The following is a 19,259-nucleotide window of genomic DNA, read 5'->3' as shown; positions in this document are numbered from 1 at the left end:
ACGGCCTATTCGGGCCGTTGCCTACACCACAGCCGGCATCGGTGACTTGCTCTTGTAATCGCACAGGTCGGCAATCATGCAGTTCCAACATTGCGGTTTACGGGCCATGCACGTGTAGCGGCCGTGCAAGATGAGCCAGTGGTGGGCGTCGTGCAGGAATTCCTTGGGCACGAATTTCAGCAGTTTTTGCTCGACGATATCGACATTCTTGCCTGGCGCGATGCCGGTGCGGTTCGAGACGCGGAAGATATGCGTGTCGACGGCCATGGTCGGTTCGCCAAACGCCGTGTTCATGACCACATTCGCCGTCTTGCGGCCCACGCCGGGCAAGGCTTCCAGCGAGGCACGGTCGCGTGGCACTTCGCCGCCGTGCTGCTCGAGCAGGATCTGGCAGGTGGCGATGACGTTCTTCGCCTTGGTGCGGAACAGGCCGATGGTGCGGATGTAGCTGGCCAGCTCGTCGACGCCCAGCGCCAGTATTGTGGCTGGCGTATTGGCGACCGGATACAGCAAGCGGGTGGCCTTGTTGACGGACACGTCCGTCGCCTGCGCCGACAGCAGCACGGCGATCAGCAGCTCGAACGGCGTCGTGTACTCGAGTTCCGTTTTCGGCGAAGGATTGGCGGCGCGGAAGCGCGTAAAGATTTCCAGGCGTTTGGCAGCGTTCATGCGTCTTTTTTCGGGGCGTTGGGGGCGGGCGCTTCTGTCTGGGCGGCGGCGCTGGCGGCAGCCTTGGCGCGCGCGCGCTCCATGGCGGCGGCGATGATGGCGCGCTTGCGCTCCTTTTCCGCCTGTTCGTCGGGCGTGACGGGCACTTCCTGCGTCACTTCCTGCATCTTGGCGACGGCCTTGGCGGCTAGGCGCGCGTCGTTGGCATCGGCTTCGCGGCGCAGCCGCTGCGTGCGGAAATCGTGGCGCGCGCGCGCGTCGTCAGCCTCAACCTGGCTCCAGGCATCCCAACCGGTGGCGTCGGCGCTGACGGGATACATCACGATGCAGTCGACGGGGCAGGGCGCCACGCACAGGTCGCAGCCCGTGCACAGATCGGTGACCACCGTATGCATCTGCTTGGCGGCACCGACGATGGCGTCCACGGGACAGGCCTGGATGCACAGGGTACAGCCGATACACAGCGATTCATCGATGTAAGCGACAGATCGCGGACGTTCGAGGCCATTGACGGGATTGAGAGGAATGATCTTTTTGCCCAGCAAGTTGGCCAGGCGCACGATGCCTTGCGTGCCGCCCGGTGGGCACTGGTTGATGTCGGCATTGCCTGCGGCGATCGCTTCCGCATACGGGCGGCAGCCGTTGTAGCCGCATTTGGTGCATTGCGTTTGCGGCAGCAAGTCTTCGATCTGGTCGGCAAGTGAGGGAGAGGCGGGATGCGGCACGGTCATCTTCCACGGTAAAACATCATTATCGGCCATCTGGGCCGCCAGCAAGTAAAAACCTGTGTCGTGAGAGGGGATAGCGTGTGCCGTGGCGGGCTGTTGCAAGCGCGCCGCAATCGTATTTTATTTCCCTCAGGAATGTCAAAGTGCAAATAAACAACTTTGAAATTTCTTTTTTTTGTGGGAGCATGATTTTTATCAAGCCTGTGATTAAAAAAAGCCGACCGCCAGTCCTGTTGCCGAGCCTGCACTACACGGCGCGCCAGGCCATAGGAGCAAAACATGCGTTTCCTCCGAACAGTTGGTTTGCCCTTCTGTTTCTTCATGCACTCTGCACTTGCACTTGCCCTTGCGCACGAGCAGGCTGGTGCCCCTATGGCGGCACCGGGTGTTGCCAGCTCACGTATCGTTCGCTTCGCTGCGGAAGACTGGCCACCGTTCATAACCGGCAGTCTGCTTGCCGATGGCATGTCCGGGGCGATGGTCAGCGCCATCTTCGAACGCATGGGCTATGTCGTCAAATATGAGTATTTTCCGTGGAAGCGCGCCATGCAGTTTGGCCTGGCCAGTCCCCGCTACGCGGGTTTCCTGGCCGTCTGGCGCACGCCCGAACGGGAAAAACTCTGTCACTTCTCTGTTCCGGTTGGCAATACGCAAGGCGTACTGGCCTACCTGAAGGAAGATGGCGTTCCCGGCGCCACCCTGGCCGATCTGGGCAAGCTGCGCATCGGCACCGTGGCCGGCTATTCAAATGGCGAACAGTTCGATGGCATGGTGGCGCGTGGCGAACTGAAGACGGAGGAGGGCTTGAACGACGCCACGAATCTGAAGAAACTGTTCATCAAGCGTTACCGCGTGATCGTCATCGAGCGCCATGTTCTGCAGCACCTGCTGATGGGACGCAACTTCAGCAAGGCCGAGCGCGAGCGCATCGCCATCATCGATACTGTCTTCAAGGAACGCCCCGTGCATGTGTGCTTTCAGCGCGATGCCGAAGGTGCCGCGCAGCAAAAACGCTTCAACGAGGCGGCGCGCGACATCGATACGGCCAGGCTGGAACGCGATTACTGGAAGCGCCTCGACCAGAGCCTGGCCTCGGCCCCATCCTCCCCCTGACGTCCCACGTCTCTGTTGTTAATTGCCAAAACGAAATATCTAAATACGAAACCATTCGTTCTTGTTTGTTTGCCCATCCTTTAGTCTCCGGCCACTGTGTTGACGACTTTGAAAGGATGTTTTCGTATGCGGGAACTGATTCACAAGCAAGACCCCACCCCGCGCCTGCGGCAACTGACGCACGCCGTCTCGCTGGCCGTGCTCGTGCTGGCAGCGCCCGGTGCAGCGTATGCGCAAGCGACGCCGGACGATGCTGCCGTGCTGGCTGGTGCCCCGTTTGACACCGTCATCGTCACGGGCGCACGCGGCACGGGCCGCACGGTGGCCAACAGTGCCGCACCCATCGACGTGATCAGCGCGCAGCAATTGCTGGCCACCGGAAAATTGAATTTGCTCGATGCGCTGGACACGGCCTTGCCATCGTTTAACTTGCCAGCCCGCGTACAGCCCGACCTGGGCAGCATCGTGCGCGCCGGGCAGTTGCGCAACCTCGATCCCTCACATACCCTGGTGCTGGTCAACGGCAAGCGCCGCCATACCACGGCCATCGTCAATGAAGATGGCTTTCCCGGTTCTGTCGCCACCGACCTGGCCCTGATACCCACGGGTGCCATTGCCCGCGTGGAAATCTTGCGCGATGGCGCCTCGGCCATCTACGGTTCCGACGCCATTGCCGGCGTCATCAACATCATCCTGAAATCTGATGACAAGGGCAGCTTCGGCACGCAGCTCGGTTCCACCTACGATGGCGATGGCACGAACGGTTCCGTGCGCATCGATGGCGGCACGCGCCTGGGCGAGCATGGCTTTGCCCACTTCGGCGCCGAAGTCCAGCGCCAGGGCATCGCCGTGCGCAATTTCGGCCTGAATCCCGCTTATCTGTCCTATCCGGCCGTGCGCAACAGCGATGGGCAACTGGTGAAATTGGGACCGAACAACAGCTTGCCGGCCGGCGCCTCGCCGAACCCGGCCGAAGCGAAGCGCAACAGCAATCCATGGCGCAATACGGGCGTGCCGCAAAGCACGACTGCCTCGCTCAGCGCCAACCTCGGCTATGACGTATCGAATGAGGTGCAACTGTACGGCTTTGGCACGTATGCTCACCGCGATGCCCGCTCGGCGCAGAATTTCCGCCTGCCCAATACCATTTTCAATAACAACCGCGGCTTGCTGTCCGTGTATCCCGACGGTTTCACGCCGTATGAAACGACGAGCGAAAACGATGTTGCGCTGACGGGCGGCATCAAGGGCGAGACGGCCGGCTGGAGCTGGGATGTCAGCAGCACTTACGGCCGCGACGATATCGACGTGGGCGTGGAAAACTCGGCCAATTACTCGCTGACTTATCCGGGTGGCAAGACCGATTTTGACATCGGCAATCAGCGCTACAGCCGTTCGACCACCAATGTCGACGTGCGCCGCCCGCTGCAACTGGGGTTGAGCGAGCCGGCTGACCTCAGCGTCGGCTTCGAGTATTCGCATGAAACGCAGCAGCGCAGCCCGGGCGAACCCGCTTCCTGGCAGGGCAGCGGCGCGTCGGCGCTGGCTGGCTACCTGCCCGTCGATGCCTCCGACACGGCGCGCCACAGCTATGCGGCATATGGGGGCCTGGGCGCCAAACTGACGCCGCAATTGCTGCTCGATACGGCCCTGCGTGCCGAGAAATACTCCGATTTCGGCAGCAAGACCACGGGCCGTTTGTCTGCCCGTTATGACGTCACGCCCGCCGTGGCCGTGCGCGGCACCGTCAGCAACGGTTTCCATGCCCCGAGCCTGGTGACGCAAGCGTATTCGAACACTTCGGACCATGCGGGTGTGCCGTACACTCTGGCGCAGCCGAATTCGACCGCTGCGCGGGCCCTGGGCGCGCAAGCGTTGAAGCCGGAAAAATCGACGAATCTGTCGGCCGGGCTGACCTTCAATTCGACGCCCACCCTGCGCTTTGCCGTTGACGCATATCAAATCAAGGTCAGCGACCGTCTGGGTGTGTCGTCGAACATCGGCATCGACCGCAGCTCGGGCGTGGCGCTTGATGGCAGCGGCCGGCCGCTGACGGCCACGCAAGCGACGGTCATTGAAAACCTGCTGCGCTCGGCAGGCTTGACGGTGGGCAATGGCCTCGTCGCGCATTACTTTGCCAACGTGGGCGACACGCGCACGCGCGGCATCGACTTGACGGCCGAGGATGTGCTGCGCGTGGCCGAGGGCAAGTTGCGCTGGACGGCGGCGGCCAATATCAATCACACGAGCCTGGTAGGCAAAGCGCAACTGCCCGCCGTGCTGCAAGGATTGCCGAATATCGGCACCTTGAGCAAATCGGCCGAGTACGACTTGCTGTACCGCGCACCGCGCGACAAGGAGATCGTCACGCTGGCGTATGAAAAAGCCGGCTGGGTATTCAACGTGCGCGAGACGCGCTATGGCAAGCTCAAGCGCTTGAACGCCATCACGGGCGGCGATTATCAGCTGAAGGCCGCCTTCGTGACGGATGTCAGCGTCGGCTACGACATCAGCAAGCGCATCAACGTGACGGTGGGCGCCAACAATGTCTTTGAGCAGAAGCCAAGTCAGGTGCCGCGCGCAGCGCGCAGCGCGTCGAATTTGGCGCAGTACACGGGCGCGTACGACAACTCGGGGCCATTAGGCGTCCTTGGTGCTTATTACTACGCCCGCGCCACGATGCACTTTTGATTTGCCATCTCTATCTCCACATAATCAAGAACAGGAAATCTTCTATGTCTGACAAAAATCAACACGTGGTCATCGATCTGGAATGGGCGAATCTGCTGTCGCCGCAACGCCGCACGGTCTTGCGTGGCGGTGGCCTGGTGGCGGCGCTGGCAGCTTCGGGCCTGGCTGGTTCGGCGCTGGCGCAGGATGGCGCGGTAAAACGCGTGAAAGACGTAAAACCGTCGGCGCCCGGGAAAAGCCCGTGGGGCGAGCATACGGATACGGCACCCACGCCGCGCCCTGTCAGCGTGCGGCCCGGCGAGGAAACCTTGCCGGGCAAGCCGCGTGCCTACACGGATATCGAGAGTTATCACGCACACATCTATTTTGATGAAGACAGCTATCAGAAGGCGGTGCTGATACGCAAGTGGGCGGCCGAGCGCTTCCAGATCGAACTGGGCGACTGGAACCTGGAGCCGCGCGGCCCGCACGTGACGCCCTCGTTTTATTTCGGCTTCACCAATGACTTGCTGCCCGTGATCGTGCCGTGGCTGCAGTTGAACAGCCTGGGCCTGACGATATTGATCCACCCGAATACGGAAGATCCGCGCGCAGACCATCTGTATTACGCGCTGTGGGTGAACCGTTCGCAGCCCGTGAATGGCTATGCGATGAAGAAGCCGGGGCCAGGTGAGCCGAGAGTCGAGCAAATCTTTGTCAATACGCGTCCGACAGTGAAAATCGAAACGTCGCGCGCATGAGCTGAGCATAAAAGAAAACGGCACGCCAGGGTAGCCTGGCGTGCCGTTTTGATCGAAACGAAGGCTATCAGCCGTGTTTCTGGATGAATTCGCCGATTTTCGGGCAAATGATCTCGCGCCAGCGGCGACCCGAGAAGATGCCGTAATGGCCGCATTTCGGCGCCACGAAGTCTTGCTGCATCTCGGCAGGGATGCCGGAACACAAATCATGCGCCGCCTGCGTCTGGCCGGCGCCGGAAATGTCGTCCAGTTCGCCTTCCACGGTAAACAGCGCCACATTCGTGATGTCTTGCGGACGCACCAGTTGGCCGCCCACTTTCCAGGTGCCCATCGGCAGGCTGAATTCCTGGAAAACCGTTTTAATGGTTTCCAGGTAGTACTCGGCCGGCATGTCCAGCACGGCGTTGTACTCGTTGTAGAACTGGCGATGGCCTTCCGCCGGCTCGTCATCGCCCGTCACCAGGTGCATGTAGAACTCGCGGTGGCTTTGTGCGTGGCGGCCCGGGTTCATGGCGATGAAACCGGCGTGCTGCAGGAAGCCCGGATACACTTTGCGGCCAAAGCCAGGGTAGTTCGGCGGCACCGCGTAGATCACGGTGTTTTCAAACCACGAGAATTTCTTTTCCGTCGCCAGGTTATTCACTTGCGTGGGCGAGCGACGCGGGTCGATGGGGCCGCCCATCATCGTCATGGTCTTCGGCATGTGCGGATCTTTTGCCGTCGCCATCAGCGAGATGGCAGCCAGCACGGGCACGGTCGGTTGACAGACGGAAATCACGTGCAAGTCAGGCGCCAGCAGGCGGATGAACTCTTGCACATAATAAATGTAATCGTCCAGGTGGAACGGGCCTTCCGTCAGCGGTACCATGCGCGCGTCCGTCCAGTCAGTGATGTAAACATCGTGCTCGGCCAGCAAGCCGCGCACGGTATCGCGCAGCAGGGTCGAGTGGTGACCGGACAGGGGGGCAACCAGCAAAACTTTGGGCTGTTGCAAACCAGTGGCTTCTTTTTTGAAGTGAATCAGGCGGCAAAACGGTTTTGTCACGACAACGTGTTCGCGGATGTCGACGCTCTCGCCTTGGACGAGCACGGATTGGATGTCGAATTGCGGTTTTTCGTAGTCTTTGCCAAGGCGGTACATCAGCTCATAGCCGGCTGCGATGCGTTGCGAAAACGGAGTGTGGGCCAGTGGGGAAACCGGGTTGGTAAATAACTTGGAGGACATGTCTGCCCATTGCATCACCGGAGTGAGGAAAGAGCGTTGCAGTTCGTGCAGTTGGTAAAGCATATAGAGTCCTTGTTTAATTCCAAGCGCCAATATCGGCTCAAAGATCATAATCCAATTCTACGATATTTGTTGAGGACAAAATGTGCTTTACCGCGCATAGGTCCATAGTTTGCGCATCGATGTGATAGCGCGCCACACTTGCGTGGATAGACCTACAACGATGTCTTAAAAGTAAAAAAAAGCAGCGTTTCCGCTGCTTTTGATACATTTATTTGTCGCCACGCCCCTGCGGCAGGAATATTCCGGCCGGAATGGCCGCCGCAACTGCCGTGCGCTTAGCGCACCAGCATGTCGAGCTTGTCCTTGACGTCCTTGTATTGCTCGGCTTCCGGCAAGGCAGCCTTCGTTTTGGTGATCGAAGGCCAGTTGCGGGCCAGATCGACGTTGATCTTGATGAAGGCTTGCTGGTCGCCCGGTACGTCTTCTTCCGCGAAAATCGCGTTCACCGGGCACTCTGCCACGCAGACGGCGCAGTCAATACATTCGTCCGGATCGATCGCCAGGAAGTTCGGGCCTTCCCGGAAACAATCTACCGGGCAGACATCGACGCAGTCGGTATAGCGACAGGCGATGCAGGATTCGGTGACAACGTGGGTCATAACAGTCCTATCAATTTGGGGGAGGTGCTGTAACGCCTGCAGGAACCTCGGCGGCGCGTACTAAAGCAAAGCATAGTATTTTAAGGCAATTCGCTACTTCTCACAAATCCCGCTTATATACAATACATATAAGCAAATTCATTTTTTCGCGTTGCCGTTGCCGCGCAGAGAGTGCAATTCAGCGACTATCCGGGACGTTGCCATGACGAACGGGGCAAGAAAGCGACAGTCGCCCGATGCGGCAGGGTGCAGGGCGGGCGGCGTGCTATCTTGCCGTGTGGTGTTTTTGTTTTACTCAAATCAAGATCGATACCAAATGCGTGCCAGAAAAATCAGGCGCTGGCACGTATTTGCGTTAACAACTGTTGCCAACGTACATTTTCTGCACTGCCATCCTCGGCAAATGTGATGGTGCGGCGCGCGGCGGGCGCATCGACGGTGATCTTCCAGTGGGGGATATCCGCGCCCACTTGTTCGCCCGTGGCTTGTTGGTGTGTGAAAAAGCCGCTACTGACCAATGCCGCCTCCAGCCCGGGGCCAGCCGGATGGGCTTGCGTATCGATGTCATACTGTTCACTCAGGCCGGCAAAGCCGCCGCTGCTGCGGGCTGAAATTTTCATGGTGCTCCTTCTTGAGAACGGTGGTGGGACGTGATGCGGCATGCCATCGCCATCGCCTGCGGCTGACTGCTGGCGGGCCTGCGGCGTAGGGCGTTTATCGGGGGGCGTAACTGCGGCACCAGGCGGCCAGCGCTTCGCGCTCCGCTTCGAGCAATTGATCCGACTCGCTGTATTCCGCATGGCTCATGGTACCGCAGCAGGCGCGTCTGTCTTGCACGGCGCCGTCCTCGTCCACGACGTCGGGGGCAAAGCTCATCTGGCCATCTTCTGTCATGGCATGGGCCTTGAGCACTTCGCGCACGGTGAAGCTGTTGCGAATGAAGTCCAGGTAGGCGCCGTTGCCGTCGGCCTCGGTGATCGTCAGCATGTGGCCGGCCACGTCGGCATACGTGGCCGCATGGTCGGGAGATGCCACCAGGGCGCGCAGGACCAGGCTGCGCAGGTAATCGGCGCAGCGGTGCAGCACGGCCGCATCGTCTTCCAGCTGGGGCTGGCGTTCGTGGGCAAAGATGTCGGCCAGGATGTCGTAGATGGCGCCCGTAAACACTTGCGAGATGGCGTGCACTTCCGTGCCCGCTTCCGACAATTTGATGTCGTTGTCGGCATTGCGCAAGCCGTTTGGCCGGCCCAGGGCCAGGCCGAACTGCTCAGCCAAGTCGGCCAGGAAGGTCCTGTCGTGCAGGTCGGACTTGGTTTGGGCAATCACCGCTTCCACCTGGTCCAGCTGCGACAGGGCGAGGAAGATGGCTGTCAGGTCGCCGAACGATTCGTGCAGGCCGCCCGTCTGCGGTGGATTATTGTTGAGCAACCAATTCGGCTTGAGGCCATCGAGCACGGCGTGCCCTGTTTCATGCGAGACGATGTCGAGCGAGCGGCAGGTGTAGACGCGCTCGGTGGCGCCGCTGGGGATGAAGTCGCCGAACTTGAGGGCTTTGTCGCTGCGGCTGTAATACGCATTCATAACATTGGGCAAGCCGTGCGGAAATACGCGCAGGGGTGCCGTATTGCTGGCGCTATTCCATTGCCAGGGCAGTGGCGGCGCCGTGTCGTTGCTGGCCAGCGCGCGCTGGTACATGGTGAGCGTCATGCGCACGATGGCAAACGTATGCACGGCATCGAACTGGTCTGTGTTGGGTGAGACGATGAAGTCGCCGAAGGCATTCGGGCTGACCTGCGCGATGCCCGGTTCGCCAAACGTGATGCGCGCGTCGCGCGGGCCTTGCAGGATCAGGCCGGGCAGGAATGCCTTGCGCGTGCCCAGGTCGCTGACGGAGGGGTCTTGTTTCCAGATCAGCACGCGCGAACCGATGGGCACGGCGGCCAGGTTGCGGGCCGTTGCCTCGCTCAGGCGGGGTGGGCCCGGCTGCAGGGTCAGTTGCGCATGCTTGCGGTGCTGGCGGTAGGGCGCCGATGGGGTAGGGACATAGCCGACGGGCAGGGACACGCATTTGGTCAATATGGCTTCGACCGGCACGATGACTTTCTGGTCCATGATAGCTCTCCAAGACACGCGCAACTGGAACTGGAATAGTCGTCCTGCTTCGGCGCGTCCGGTTTGATACAGCGCAAACGACATGTGGGGCGGCGGCCGTTTTTTTTGCCAGGCCGGTGCCGGGCATGGTCGCGCCCGCCGCATGGCGGCTGGTATGATGCTGGCCGTATTGCCCCCGTTTTTAATAAAAGGATCGTTTGATGGCGGATATAAATATAGTTCAGCAACATAAGCTGACAGCAGCAAAGGCGCGCGAAGCGGCGCAGCAAGTGGCCGACAAGCTGGCCCAGGAGTATGACCTGGCGTGCGCCTGGGATGGCGATGTGTTGCGCTTCGAGCGCAGCGGCGTCGATGGTTCGCTGACGCTGGAAAAAGAGCAGGCGCAACTGCAAATCAAGCTGGGCTTCATGCTCAGCGCCTTTGCCTCCACCATCGAAGGCAAGATTGCCGAGAAGATGCGCAAGGTGTTTACTGAGTCAGTTTGATGGCGTTTCACCCGCTTGTCTGGCGCCCTGTTTAGTGCTAGGAAGCGTGTCGCAGTGATGGGCGAAAAGACGATGAAAACATGTCTCTTTTCGCCTCTTTCACGTTTGACCGTGCGCTAGCGAACATTGCTAGCACATTTCTATTTGGAAAGCCATTGGACTTTGCTGGCTTTTTGCGTTATACTTGAGTCATATTTACAACAGCTTTACAACAGCTACACCGCGATTCACCTTCTGCTTCGCAGTACTCCCCACTCGCTGAGTGGTGAATAATTCCTTGGGTTTTACACCCGCATCCAGTTAAACGTAAGTAATCGATTTTTTCGGTTAAATACATTTGGTGCCATGTATTTGCATGGCGCTAGCGTTGTTAAAAGTCCTGAACCACAGCCTCTTTTAGCACGCACACGGCACCCCGGCATCGGCTTTGGCCACCCGCTGGTCACACGCGTGTCACCCCCTGTTTCCTGTCGCTCCCGTGCGCTTTTGCGCCGTGGCGTAGCCGACGCAACAGGGTTTGTTGATTCCCGCCGCAAGCTAGCAGCTTGTTGGGTTTCATTCCATTCGTCAAATCGAGGGAGAACCACATCGTGGCAAAACAAATCATTATCGACCATGTGTTCAAAGTGTTCGGCGACAAGCCAGAAGAAGCACTTGAACTCGTCCGTCAGGGCGTTCACAAGCAAGACATCCTAGCCAAGACCGACTGCACCATCGGCGTCTTCGACGCCACCTTTACCATTGAAGCGGGTGAGATTTTCGTCATCATGGGCCTGTCCGGTTCGGGCAAGTCGACCCTGGTACGCATGCTGAACCGTCTGATCGAGCCGACCGCCGGCCGCATCCTGATCGACGGCAACGACATCAATACTTTGCCGGACGCCCAGCTGCGCGCTTTGCGCCGCAAGGACATCAGCATGGTGTTCCAGTCGTTCGCGCTGCTGCCGCAAATTACCGTGCTCGACAACACTGCCTTCGGTATGGAACTGGCCGGCATGCCCAAGGCCGAGCGCCATGCGCTGGCCCAGCAAGCTTTGGAGCAAGTGGGCCTGGACGGTTACGGCGCCAGCTATCCCGACGAATTGTCGGGCGGCATGCAGCAGCGCGTGGGCCTGGCCCGTGCGCTGGCTTGCGATCCATCGATTTTGCTGATGGATGAAGCATTTTCCGCGCTCGATCCGATTATCCGTACGGAAATGCAATCGGAACTGCTGCGTTTGCAGCAAATCAAGCGCCGCACCATCGTCTTCATTTCGCATGACCTCGACGAAGCCATGCGCATCGGCGACCGCGTTGCCATCATGAAAGACGGTCACGTGGTGCAAGTAGGCACGCCGGAAGAAATCCTGCGCAAACCAGCCAACGATTACGTGCGCAACTTCGTGCGCGGCGTCGATGCAGCGGCCGTCTTCAAGGCCAGCGATATCGCCCGCAAGAGCCAGATCGTGGTGTCGGAATCGCCGAGCCGCGGCTCGCGCGCCGCGCTGTCGATGCTGGAAGAGCAGGATCGTGCTTTTGCGTATGTCGTCAATCCGCAGCGCAAGTTCCTCGGCGTCGTCTCGGTCGATTCGCTGCGCAATGCGCTCGACGGCCATGTCGGCCCGCTGGGCCTGGCGCATGCCTATCTGCCCGACGTGCAGACTATCAATGCAGATGAGCCAGTCGCCGGCCTGTTTGGCCAGGTGGCGCAACTGCCTTACGCCGTCCCTGTGGTGGCCAATGATGGCAGCTTCCGCGGCGCCATCAGCAAGACTACCTTGCTGAAGTTCCTTGACCGCGATACGCCAGCCATTGCCGAGCCACAATTACAGAAAGGACAAGCATGAACCCAAGCACCGTTTCCACAGTAGAACCTGTTGTTGAACAGGCGGTCCAGATCAACCCCTGGGCGCTGACGCCGCCCACCGAGGCCAGCACCGCCTGGCTGGACGCCGCCGCGCCTGCGGTGCAGCCGGAACATGCGAGCGGCTTTCACCTGACACAGATTTTCGACGGCTCGCTGCCGCTGGAAAGCTGGATTAACCAGGGCCTGGGCTGGGTCGTGGCGCATTTCCGCCCCTTCTTTCAAGCCGTGCGTGCGCCGATCGACAGCGTGCTGTCCGGCGTGGAAGGCGTGCTGCTGGCCGCTCCGTCGCTGACGGTGATCGCCATCATCGGCTTGCTGGCATGGCAATTTACCAGCCGCACCCTGGCCATCGGCACCGTGCTGGCACTGCTGGTGGTATCGATGCTGGGCATCTGGCCGGAAGCCATGACCACCTTGTCGCTGGTGTTGACGTCGCTGGCTTTTTGCCTGGCCATCGGCTTGCCGTTGGGTATTTTCCTTGCCAGCAGCGACCGCGCACAGAATATCTTGCGCCCCATGCTCGATGCCATGCAAACCACGCCCGCCTTCGTGTATCTGGTGCCGGTGGTGATGCTGTTCGGTATCGGCAATGCGCCAGGCGTGATCGTGACCATCATCTTTGCCCTGCCGCCGCTGGTGCGCCTGACCAACCTCGGTATCCGCCAGGTGCGTCCGGACCTGATTGAAGCGGCCCGCGCGTATGGCGCCTCGCCGTGGCAGTTGCTGACCCGCGTACAGTTTCCGCTGGCCATGCCATCGATCATGGCTGGTATCAACCAATCGCTGATGTTGTCGCTGTCGATGGTGGTGATTGCCTCGATGATCGCCGTCGGTGGCCTGGGTCAAATGGTATTGCGCGGCATCGGCCGCCTGGACATGGGCCTGGCAACCGTGGGTGGCCTGGGCATCGTGCTGCTGGCTATTACCCTGGACCGCTTGACGCAAGCGATGGGCCAGCCACGCCGTGGCGTGCGCCACTGGTATCAGACGGGTCCTGCCGGTTTCGTGCTGCGCCTGGTGCGCGGCAACACGGAAAAAAATAATGTTGAACAGCAAGCCACGCTGGCCAACGCACAATAAAGGATACACATGCATCAAATTGACAATTTTAAAGTGACGCAAAAATCGCAACGCAAGTTCCAGTGGTATTCAGCCCTGGCGATCGCCGCCCTGGCCCTGACCACCAGCCTGGCCATGGCGCAGACGCCGGCCGCCCCCGCCGATGCGCTACCCGGCAAGGGCGTCAAGGTACAGCCGCTGCAAAGCTCGATCGCGGAAGAAACCTTCCAGACCATGCTGGTCGATAAAGCACTGGAAAAGCTGGGCTATGAAGTGCAGCCGATCAAGGAAGTGGAGTACCCGACCGCGCATATCGCCATCGCCAACGGCGACGCCACCTTCATGGCCGTGCACTGGGACCCCATGCACAAGGATTTCTATAACAATGCAGGCGGCGACGCCAAGCTGTTGCGCACTGGCCAGTATGCTGGGCCAGCCGCGCAAGGTTATCTGATCGACAAGGCGACGGCGCAAAAGTACAACATCACAAATATCGACCAGTTGCGCGATCCCACCCTGGCCAAGTTATTCGACCACGATGGCGATGGCAAAGCTGACTTAACGGGTTGCAACCCCGGCTGGGGCTGCGAAGCACTGATCGAGAAGCACATGGATGCGTACAAATTGCGCGAGACGGTGACGCACGTGCAGGGCAGCTATGCGGCCCTGATCGCCGACACCCTGGGCCGCTATAAGCGCGGCGAACCCATCCTGTACTACACGTGGACGCCGTACTGGGTCAGCGGCGTGCTGGTGCCGGGTAAGGATGTGGTCTGGCTGAAAGTGCCATTCTCGGCCAATCCGGACAAGATGAATACCCGCCTCGACGATGGCAGCGATTACGGCTTTGCCGTCAACACGGCACGCATCGTTTCCAACAAGGCCTGGGCGGAGAAAAACCCGGCGGCGGCCAAGCTGTTCGAAGTGATGCAACTGCCGGTGGCCGACATCAATGCGCAGAACGAGCGCATGCGGCGCGGCGAAAACACGCAGGCCGATATCGCGCGCCACACGGCCGGCTGGATCAAGTACCACCAGCAAAAGTTTGACGGCTGGATCGCGCAAGCGCTGGCGGCGGCAAAAAAGTAAGTTTGCTGCTATTACCGGCGTAAAAAAAAGTGGCTACCGTTCTGGTAGCCACTTTTGCGTTTTCGGCCTGTTTTGGTGGTTTTTTGTGAGTTTTCAGCCGTTTTCGGCCTATTTCTCTGCAAAACAGGCATCTGTCGCATTTAATCCTTCAAGTCTTCGATCAAGTCGATGTACTGCTGTTGCGCCTCTTCCTTCGAGGTGCCGGCCAGGGCCGCCCAGGCGTCAAACTTGGCGCGGTTGACGAAGTCGGTCATGCCAGGACGCTCGCCCGTGGCGTCGCCGCTCGACGCTTGCTTGAACAAGGCGTAGATTTTCAACAAGGTCATATTGTCCGGACGCTCGGACAGGGTCTTGGAATCGAGCTGCGCTTGTTCGAATTGCTCTTGTAAACTCATGATGGCTCCTGTGTGCTGATGGAATCGCTGGAAAAGTGCGGCAGACCCGGCGGAGTGGCCACCGTGCGTGCTGCAGTGCCTGACATCATAGTGAAAAAAGGGCGCCGTGCATTAGAGGAGACACTCAAAAAAACGCCGTCTCATGGACGGCGTCTGGTGGCAGGCAGTGTCTGGACTGCCTGGCAGTCTTATACGCCCAGCAGTTCGACGTCGAAAATCAGGGTGGCGTTCGGTGGAATCGCGCCGCCGGCGCCGCGTGCGCCATAGCCCAGTGCTGCCGGGATGATCAACTGGCGCTTGCCGCCCACTTTCATGCCTTGCACGCCTTCGTCCCAGCCTTGAATGACGCGGCCTGCGCCCAGCGGGAATTCGAATGGGTCGTTGCGGTCCTTGCTCGAGTCAAATTTCGAACCGGCGCTGCCGTCGTCGTTTTGCAGCCAGCCCGTGTAATGCACGACAACATTGTTGCCGGCTTGCGCTTCAGCGCCTTCGCCGACGACGGTGTCGATGTATTGCAGGCCGGAAGCGGTAGTGGTGGTGGTCATGATAATCCTTGTGTAGGCGATGAAAGCTTCAGATTGTAGAGCAATGAGTTGCAAAGCGCCATTCCAGGCTCGGCGCAAGGAAAAAGGGGAAATTACGGCGATGTGTGGCTACCGGTCGCATTTAAGGGGGGATTTCACACAATATGTACAGTGTTCCACGTAAAATGCCTATTTTGTATTTAACAGTGATTTCTTCCATGTTCCGCAGTCTACGCCGCCTTGTTTTTTCCTCGCTGTGCCTGGTTTCCGCAATGTCTACGGCGCAAGCCGAAGTGGTGGTGGTGCTCAATTCCCGTGATGCTACGGTGCAACTGCTGGACCAGAAAACCTATGCTCCCTTGTCCACCTTTGCCGTCGGCAAGGAACCGCACCATCTGATGGAGACGCCGGATGGCAAGTCGCTGATCGTCGCCAGTTCCGTCGGCAATGAATTGATCTTCCTCGACCCCGTGTCGGGCCAGATCCAGCGCCGCATCAGTAATATCCTCGATCCTTACCAGATCGGCTTTTCGCCGGACCAGAAGTGGTTCATTTCGAATTCGCTGCGTCTGGACCGCATCGACCTGTACCGCTACGACGGCAAGAACCTGACCCTGGCCAAGCGCATCGCGCTGCCGAAGCTGCCCAGTCACATGGCGTTCACGGCCGACAGCAGCATGGCTTTCATTACGCAGCAGGGCAGCAACCAGGTCAGCGCCATCGACCTGGCCACGCAAACCGTCAAATGGACCATGCCTGTCGGCCCCGCGCCAGCCGGCATCACCATGACGCCCGATGGCAAACATTTGCTGGTGGGCATCATGGGCAGCGATTACGTGGAAGTGATCGATTGGCGCACGCAAAAGACCGTCAAGCGCATCAAGGCGGGCGCCGGCACGCATAATTTTCGCGCGCTCGGTGATAACCGCATGACGTTTGTGTCGAACCGCGTGTCGAACACCATCAACATCATCGACCAGAAGACGCTGGAAAACGTGGGCACCATCAATGTGCCCGGCGGCCCGGACTGCATGGAAATCACGCCCGATGGCAAGACCATGTGGGTGACGTTGCGCTGGATCAAGAAAGTGGCCGTGATCGATTTGACCACGCGCAAAGTGATCAAGACGATACCGGTGGGCCGCTCGCCCCACGGCGTGTATTTCGCCACCCATTCGCCGCGCATGTGATGACGGGTGTGATGATGAAACGCCTCATTTTTGCGGGCTGTGCGCCCGCCATGCTGCTGTGCGCCAGCGCCATGCTGTCGCCCGCGCATGCGGCCGCACCGGTAGCACCGGCATCAGCCGAAACTGCCGCCTGCAAGGGCACCATCTATATGACGTTCGATACGGGCAGCCAGTCGCAAGCGCAACTGATCGCCGACGTGCTGAATAAACGCCATGTGAAGGCAACCTTCTTCCTGGCCAATGAAAAGACCACGCGCGGCGACTATTCGCTCGATCCGTCGTGGGCGCCGTACTGGAAAGCCAGGGTCGCCGAAGGCCATGCGTTCGGCACGCATACGTTTGACCACGTGTACTGGAAGAAGGATCTGGCCAATGGCTTGATCCAGGTCAAGCCCCAGTTCGGCAAGGGGGGCGGCAAGCTGGCGTCTTTGACCGATCAACAGTTCTGCGAGGAATTGCGCCGCGTCGATACGCGCTTCCAGGCGCTGACCGGGCACAAGCTCGATCCGTTCTGGCGCGCGCCAGGCGGCTATACGTCGCCGCGCACCTTGGCGGCCGGCAGCGCCTGCGGCTACCAGCATGCGGGCTGGGCGCCAGCGGGCTACTCGGGCGATGAGCTGCCCAGCGACAAGTATCCAAACGCCATGCTGCTGAAAAAGGCCCTGGCGAACTTGCGCAGCGGTGACATTTTCATTGCACACATGGGCATCTGGTCGCGCAAGGAACCATGGGCTCCCGCCAACCTGGATGCCTTGATTTCCGGCTTGCAAGACAAGGGTTTTTGCTTTGCCACCCTGCGCGAGCATCCTGCCTACGCGCCGAAGAAGGGGCAGCCATGATCGCCGCCGACATCCTCAGCCTCGTCACCCCCGTCATCGACACGGTGATCGACGCCTTTGGCGTGGCGCAAGGCTGGCTGTTCCAGACTATCGTCAACCCGCTCGTATATCACCTGGGTTTTGGCGAATTCACGGAAGAGGCGTTCGAAGGCACGGAGTGGCTGTTGATCGGCCTGTGCGAGCTGGTGCTGCTGTTTTTTGTGTTGCGTCCGCTCGAAGCCCTGATTCCCGCGCAAAAAATCACCGATGCGCGCGCCCGATGGAACGACTTTATTTACACGGTGCTGCACCGCATCGGCCTGTTTTCCGTGCTGGTCTTCTTCACGCTCGATCCACTGATGGATGCATTGGCGGGCGCCTTGCGTTTCGATAATATCCATCCCTTCAACCTGGAATCGCTGTTGCCCGGCATCAGTCCCTTGCTCAGTTTTATCATTTATTTTGTGATACTGGACTTCGTCGATTATTGCTACCATCGGGCCTCGCACCATTTCGGCTGGTGGTGGGGCTTGCACAGCCTGCATCACAGCCAGCAAAATATGAACTTGTGGAGCGATGACCGCAACCACTTGCTCGATGACTTCTTGCGCGACGTGGTGATGGCCCTGGTGGCGCTCGGTATTGGCGTGCCGCCTGGGCAATATGTGCTGCTGGTCTCAATTTCGCGCATTCTGCAAAGCTTGCAGCATGCGAATGTGCGGATACACTTCGGCCGTATCGGCGAGCGGCTGTTGATCTCGCCCCGTTTCCACCGCACGCATCATGCGATAGGCGTGGGGCACGAGTCGAAAGGCAAGGGCAGCATGGGCGGCTGCAACTTCGGCGTGGTCTTGCCGATTTGGGATATGCTGCTGGGCACCGCGAATTTCTCGGCGGGCTATGCGCGCACGGGCGTGCGCGACCAGCTGGCTCGCATCGACAGTCATGGCGTGGGCCGGCCGGGGCGCAACTATGGACACGGCTTCTGGCAGCAGCAATGGCTGGGTCTGCGCCGCATGGTGGAATTTGCAAGATTGAAACGAAAAGGACGCCGTTGATGCGTAATGTGTTGAATTCGTATGGCCGCGCCTTGCTGTCGCAATTGCATGGCAAGATACTGCTGCTGAGCGTCGCGCCATTCATCCTGTCGGTGATCCTGTGGGGCGCTCTGCTGTATGTGGGCCTGCAGCCGCTGATCGACAGCCTGCATGCGCTGTTTACCGAATACGATTTCTTCCGCAGCAGCGGCCAGGTGCTGGCCACCTTTGGCCTGGGCGTGCTGAAAGCCGTGATCGTGCCCCTGATCGCCATGTTCATGTTGCTGCCGCTGATGATATTGACGGCGCTGATCTTCATGGGCCTGTTCGCCATGCCGGCCATCGGCCGCCACATTGGCGGGCGGCACTTTCCGCAACTGGAAAAGAAACATGGCGGCAGCTTGGCTGGCAGCGTCGGCACCTCGCTGGCCACGTTCTTGTTGTTCATCGTCGTGTGGGTGCTCATGCTGCCCCTGTACGCGTTTCCGCCCGCCGCATTGGTGGGGCAAGCGGTGCTGTGGGGCTGGCTGACCTACCGCGTGATGGCGTATGACGCCATGGCCGACTATGCCAGCGTGGAAGAGCGCCACGCCATCATGCGCACGCAGCGCTGGCCCCTGCTGGCCATCGGCATGGTCTCCGGCGCGGCCGGCGCCGTGCCGGGCATGCTATGGATGGGCGGCGTGATGTCAGTGGTGTTCTTCCCCTTCCTGGCGGCGTTCGCCATCTGGCTGTATGTATTGATCTTTATCTTTACGGGTCTGTGGTTCCAGTATTACTGCCTGGAAGCACTGTCACGTTTGCGGGGCGTACGCGGCATGACCGACGTGGCGCCGGCGGACGCTTGAGTATTTTTGTCGAATTCTACGAGGAAGT

At 59.8% G+C, this 19,259-nt stretch carries 19 protein-coding genes; 11 read left to right on the top strand and 8 right to left on the bottom strand.

The genetic code is table 11. The features are described from left to right. Positions 1-21: 21 nt before the first annotated feature. On the bottom strand, positions 22-669 hold the full coding sequence (gene nth, locus ACQ4W7_RS23550; protein WP_426074270.1) for an endonuclease III: 648 nt from the start codon (positions 667-669) through the stop codon (positions 22-24). Further along, on the bottom strand, positions 666-1,430 hold the full coding sequence (rsxB, locus tag ACQ4W7_RS23545; RefSeq protein WP_426074271.1) for an electron transport complex subunit RsxB: 765 nt from the start codon (positions 1,428-1,430) through the stop codon (positions 666-668). The genes nth and rsxB overlap by 4 nt, the downstream gene beginning before the upstream one ends. 246 nt (positions 1,431-1,676) lie before the next feature. On the opposite strand from rsxB, the gene ACQ4W7_RS23540 reads away from it, so the two are divergent. The 3 genes from ACQ4W7_RS23540 to ACQ4W7_RS23530 all read left to right on the top strand — a co-directional run bounded on the left by ACQ4W7_RS23540 (position 1,677) and on the right by ACQ4W7_RS23530 (position 5,941). Further along, positions 1,677-2,510: a substrate-binding periplasmic protein gene (locus ACQ4W7_RS23540; RefSeq protein ID WP_436533669.1), complete on the top strand. Its 834-nt coding sequence runs from the start codon at positions 1,677-1,679 to the stop codon at positions 2,508-2,510. Positions 2,511-2,636: 126 nt separating this feature from the next. Further along, positions 2,637-5,201 carry a TonB-dependent receptor plug domain-containing protein gene (locus tag ACQ4W7_RS23535; RefSeq protein ID WP_436533667.1) on the top strand — a complete coding sequence of 855 codons (2,565 nt, stop codon included), beginning with the start codon at positions 2,637-2,639 and terminating at the stop codon, positions 5,199-5,201. A 44-nt stretch (positions 5,202-5,245) separates the two neighbouring features. Beyond that, on the top strand, positions 5,246-5,941 hold the full coding sequence (locus tag ACQ4W7_RS23530; RefSeq protein WP_436533665.1) for a DOPA 4,5-dioxygenase family protein: 696 nt from the start codon (positions 5,246-5,248) through the stop codon (positions 5,939-5,941). A 67-nt stretch (positions 5,942-6,008) separates the two neighbouring features. Here ACQ4W7_RS23530 and ACQ4W7_RS23525 read toward each other — a convergent pair whose 3' ends face one another. From ACQ4W7_RS23525 to ACQ4W7_RS23510, 4 genes are all read right to left on the bottom strand, one after another. Beyond that, positions 6,009-7,229 (bottom strand): polyhydroxyalkanoate depolymerase, encoded by a 1,221-nt coding sequence (locus ACQ4W7_RS23525; protein WP_070260064.1) that lies wholly within the window; start codon positions 7,227-7,229, stop codon positions 6,009-6,011. A 275-nt stretch (positions 7,230-7,504) separates the two neighbouring features. After that, positions 7,505-7,828 carry a ferredoxin FdxA gene (gene fdxA / locus ACQ4W7_RS23520; protein WP_010395176.1) on the bottom strand — a complete coding sequence of 108 codons (324 nt, stop codon included), beginning with the start codon at positions 7,826-7,828 and terminating at the stop codon, positions 7,505-7,507. A 332-nt stretch (positions 7,829-8,160) separates the two neighbouring features. Continuing rightward, complete coding sequence (locus ACQ4W7_RS23515; RefSeq protein WP_436533663.1) at positions 8,161-8,448, bottom strand: protealysin inhibitor emfourin; 288 nt, start codon at positions 8,446-8,448, stop codon at positions 8,161-8,163. 94 nt (positions 8,449-8,542) lie between these two features. Further along, the gene (locus ACQ4W7_RS23510; RefSeq protein WP_436533661.1) at positions 8,543-9,940 is read right to left on the bottom strand and encodes a gluzincin family metallopeptidase; all 1,398 of its coding nucleotides are present in this window, start codon (positions 9,938-9,940) and stop codon (positions 8,543-8,545) included. 200 nt (positions 9,941-10,140) lie between these two features. Between ACQ4W7_RS23510 and ACQ4W7_RS23505 the strand changes: the two genes are divergently transcribed. From ACQ4W7_RS23505 to proX, 4 genes are all read left to right on the top strand, one after another. Next, on the top strand, positions 10,141-10,425 hold the full coding sequence (locus ACQ4W7_RS23505; RefSeq protein ID WP_099760480.1) for a polyhydroxyalkanoic acid system family protein: 285 nt from the start codon (positions 10,141-10,143) through the stop codon (positions 10,423-10,425). Between the two features lie 590 nt (positions 10,426-11,015). Continuing rightward, positions 11,016-12,251, top strand: a complete 1,236-nt coding sequence (gene proV, locus ACQ4W7_RS23500) for a glycine betaine/L-proline ABC transporter ATP-binding protein ProV (protein ID WP_436533659.1) — start codon at positions 11,016-11,018, stop codon at positions 12,249-12,251. Further along, complete coding sequence (proW, locus tag ACQ4W7_RS23495) at positions 12,248-13,351, top strand: glycine betaine/L-proline ABC transporter permease ProW (protein WP_436533657.1); 1,104 nt, start codon at positions 12,248-12,250, stop codon at positions 13,349-13,351. Before proV ends, proW begins: the two co-directional genes overlap by 4 nt. A 9-nt stretch (positions 13,352-13,360) precedes the next feature. Then, entirely contained in the window at positions 13,361-14,419 is a 1,059-nt protein-coding gene (proX, locus tag ACQ4W7_RS23490) for a glycine betaine/L-proline ABC transporter substrate-binding protein ProX (RefSeq protein ID WP_436533655.1), read from the top strand. Positions 14,420-14,559: 140 nt separating this feature from the next. Here the strand turns inward: proX and ACQ4W7_RS23485 are convergent, their stop codons facing one another. Together ACQ4W7_RS23485 and ACQ4W7_RS23480 are read right to left on the bottom strand one after the other, a co-directional pair. After that, the gene (locus ACQ4W7_RS23485) at positions 14,560-14,814 is read right to left on the bottom strand and encodes an acyl-CoA-binding protein (protein ID WP_034782468.1); all 255 of its coding nucleotides are present in this window, start codon (positions 14,812-14,814) and stop codon (positions 14,560-14,562) included. Between the two features lie 188 nt (positions 14,815-15,002). Further along, positions 15,003-15,359, bottom strand: a complete 357-nt coding sequence (locus ACQ4W7_RS23480; RefSeq protein ID WP_010395194.1) for an FKBP-type peptidyl-prolyl cis-trans isomerase — start codon at positions 15,357-15,359, stop codon at positions 15,003-15,005. 197 nt (positions 15,360-15,556) lie between these two features. Between ACQ4W7_RS23480 and ACQ4W7_RS23475 the strand changes: the two genes are divergently transcribed. Genes ACQ4W7_RS23475 through ACQ4W7_RS23460 form a run of 4 tightly spaced genes read left to right on the top strand, consistent with a single transcriptional unit; the run spans position 15,557 to position 19,231 of the window. Then, on the top strand, positions 15,557-16,528 hold the full coding sequence (locus tag ACQ4W7_RS23475) for a YVTN family beta-propeller repeat protein (protein ID WP_495542749.1): 972 nt from the start codon (positions 15,557-15,559) through the stop codon (positions 16,526-16,528). Positions 16,529-16,542: 14 nt separating this feature from the next. Then, a complete protein-coding gene (locus ACQ4W7_RS23470) occupies positions 16,543-17,367 on the top strand; it encodes a polysaccharide deacetylase family protein (RefSeq protein WP_436533770.1) in 825 nt (274 codons plus the stop codon). Then, positions 17,364-18,404 (top strand): sterol desaturase family protein, encoded by a 1,041-nt coding sequence (locus ACQ4W7_RS23465; protein WP_436533653.1) that lies wholly within the window; start codon positions 17,364-17,366, stop codon positions 18,402-18,404. The genes ACQ4W7_RS23470 and ACQ4W7_RS23465 overlap by 4 nt, the downstream gene beginning before the upstream one ends. Next, a complete protein-coding gene (locus ACQ4W7_RS23460; RefSeq protein ID WP_436533651.1) occupies positions 18,404-19,231 on the top strand; it encodes an EI24 domain-containing protein in 828 nt (275 codons plus the stop codon). Before ACQ4W7_RS23465 ends, ACQ4W7_RS23460 begins: the two co-directional genes overlap by 1 nt. Positions 19,232-19,259: the final 28 nt, after the last annotated feature.

The sequence above is a fragment of the Janthinobacterium algoris genome (genome assembly GCF_051380935.1).
GTDB lineage: Bacteria > Pseudomonadota > Gammaproteobacteria > Burkholderiales > Burkholderiaceae_D > Janthinobacterium.
Note: the sequence above shows the minus strand (reverse complement) of the source record. Positions and strands in the feature narration are given on the sequence as shown.

Excerpts from the sequence above, each read along its gene's own strand:
- nth (WP_426074270.1), bottom strand. The coding sequence starts at position 669 with ATGAACGCTGCCAAACGCCTGGAAATCTTTACGCGCTTCCGCGCCGCC.
- rsxB (WP_426074271.1), bottom strand. The coding sequence starts at position 1,430 with ATGGCCGATAATGATGTTTTACCGTGGAAGATGACCGTGCCGCATCCC.
- ACQ4W7_RS23540 (WP_436533669.1), top strand. The coding sequence starts at position 1,677 with ATGCGTTTCCTCCGAACAGTTGGTTTGCCCTTCTGTTTCTTCATGCAC.
- ACQ4W7_RS23535 (WP_436533667.1), top strand. The coding sequence starts at position 2,637 with ATGCGGGAACTGATTCACAAGCAAGACCCCACCCCGCGCCTGCGGCAA.
- ACQ4W7_RS23530 (WP_436533665.1), top strand. The coding sequence starts at position 5,246 with ATGTCTGACAAAAATCAACACGTGGTCATCGATCTGGAATGGGCGAAT.
- ACQ4W7_RS23525 (WP_070260064.1), bottom strand. The coding sequence starts at position 7,229 with ATGCTTTACCAACTGCACGAACTGCAACGCTCTTTCCTCACTCCGGTG.
- fdxA (WP_010395176.1), bottom strand. The coding sequence starts at position 7,828 with ATGACCCACGTTGTCACCGAATCCTGCATCGCCTGTCGCTATACCGAC.
- ACQ4W7_RS23515 (WP_436533663.1), bottom strand. The coding sequence starts at position 8,448 with ATGAAAATTTCAGCCCGCAGCAGCGGCGGCTTTGCCGGCCTGAGTGAA.
- ACQ4W7_RS23510 (WP_436533661.1), bottom strand. The coding sequence starts at position 9,940 with ATGGACCAGAAAGTCATCGTGCCGGTCGAAGCCATATTGACCAAATGC.
- ACQ4W7_RS23505 (WP_099760480.1), top strand. The coding sequence starts at position 10,141 with ATGGCGGATATAAATATAGTTCAGCAACATAAGCTGACAGCAGCAAAG.
- proW (WP_436533657.1), top strand. The coding sequence starts at position 12,248 with ATGAACCCAAGCACCGTTTCCACAGTAGAACCTGTTGTTGAACAGGCG.
- proX (WP_436533655.1), top strand. The coding sequence starts at position 13,361 with ATGCATCAAATTGACAATTTTAAAGTGACGCAAAAATCGCAACGCAAG.
- ACQ4W7_RS23485 (WP_034782468.1), bottom strand. The coding sequence starts at position 14,814 with ATGAGTTTACAAGAGCAATTCGAACAAGCGCAGCTCGATTCCAAGACC.
- ACQ4W7_RS23480 (WP_010395194.1), bottom strand. The coding sequence starts at position 15,359 with ATGACCACCACCACTACCGCTTCCGGCCTGCAATACATCGACACCGTC.
- ACQ4W7_RS23475 (WP_495542749.1), top strand. The coding sequence starts at position 15,557 with ATGTTCCGCAGTCTACGCCGCCTTGTTTTTTCCTCGCTGTGCCTGGTT.
- ACQ4W7_RS23470 (WP_436533770.1), top strand. The coding sequence starts at position 16,543 with ATGAAACGCCTCATTTTTGCGGGCTGTGCGCCCGCCATGCTGCTGTGC.
- ACQ4W7_RS23465 (WP_436533653.1), top strand. The coding sequence starts at position 17,364 with ATGATCGCCGCCGACATCCTCAGCCTCGTCACCCCCGTCATCGACACG.
- ACQ4W7_RS23460 (WP_436533651.1), top strand. The coding sequence starts at position 18,404 with ATGCGTAATGTGTTGAATTCGTATGGCCGCGCCTTGCTGTCGCAATTG.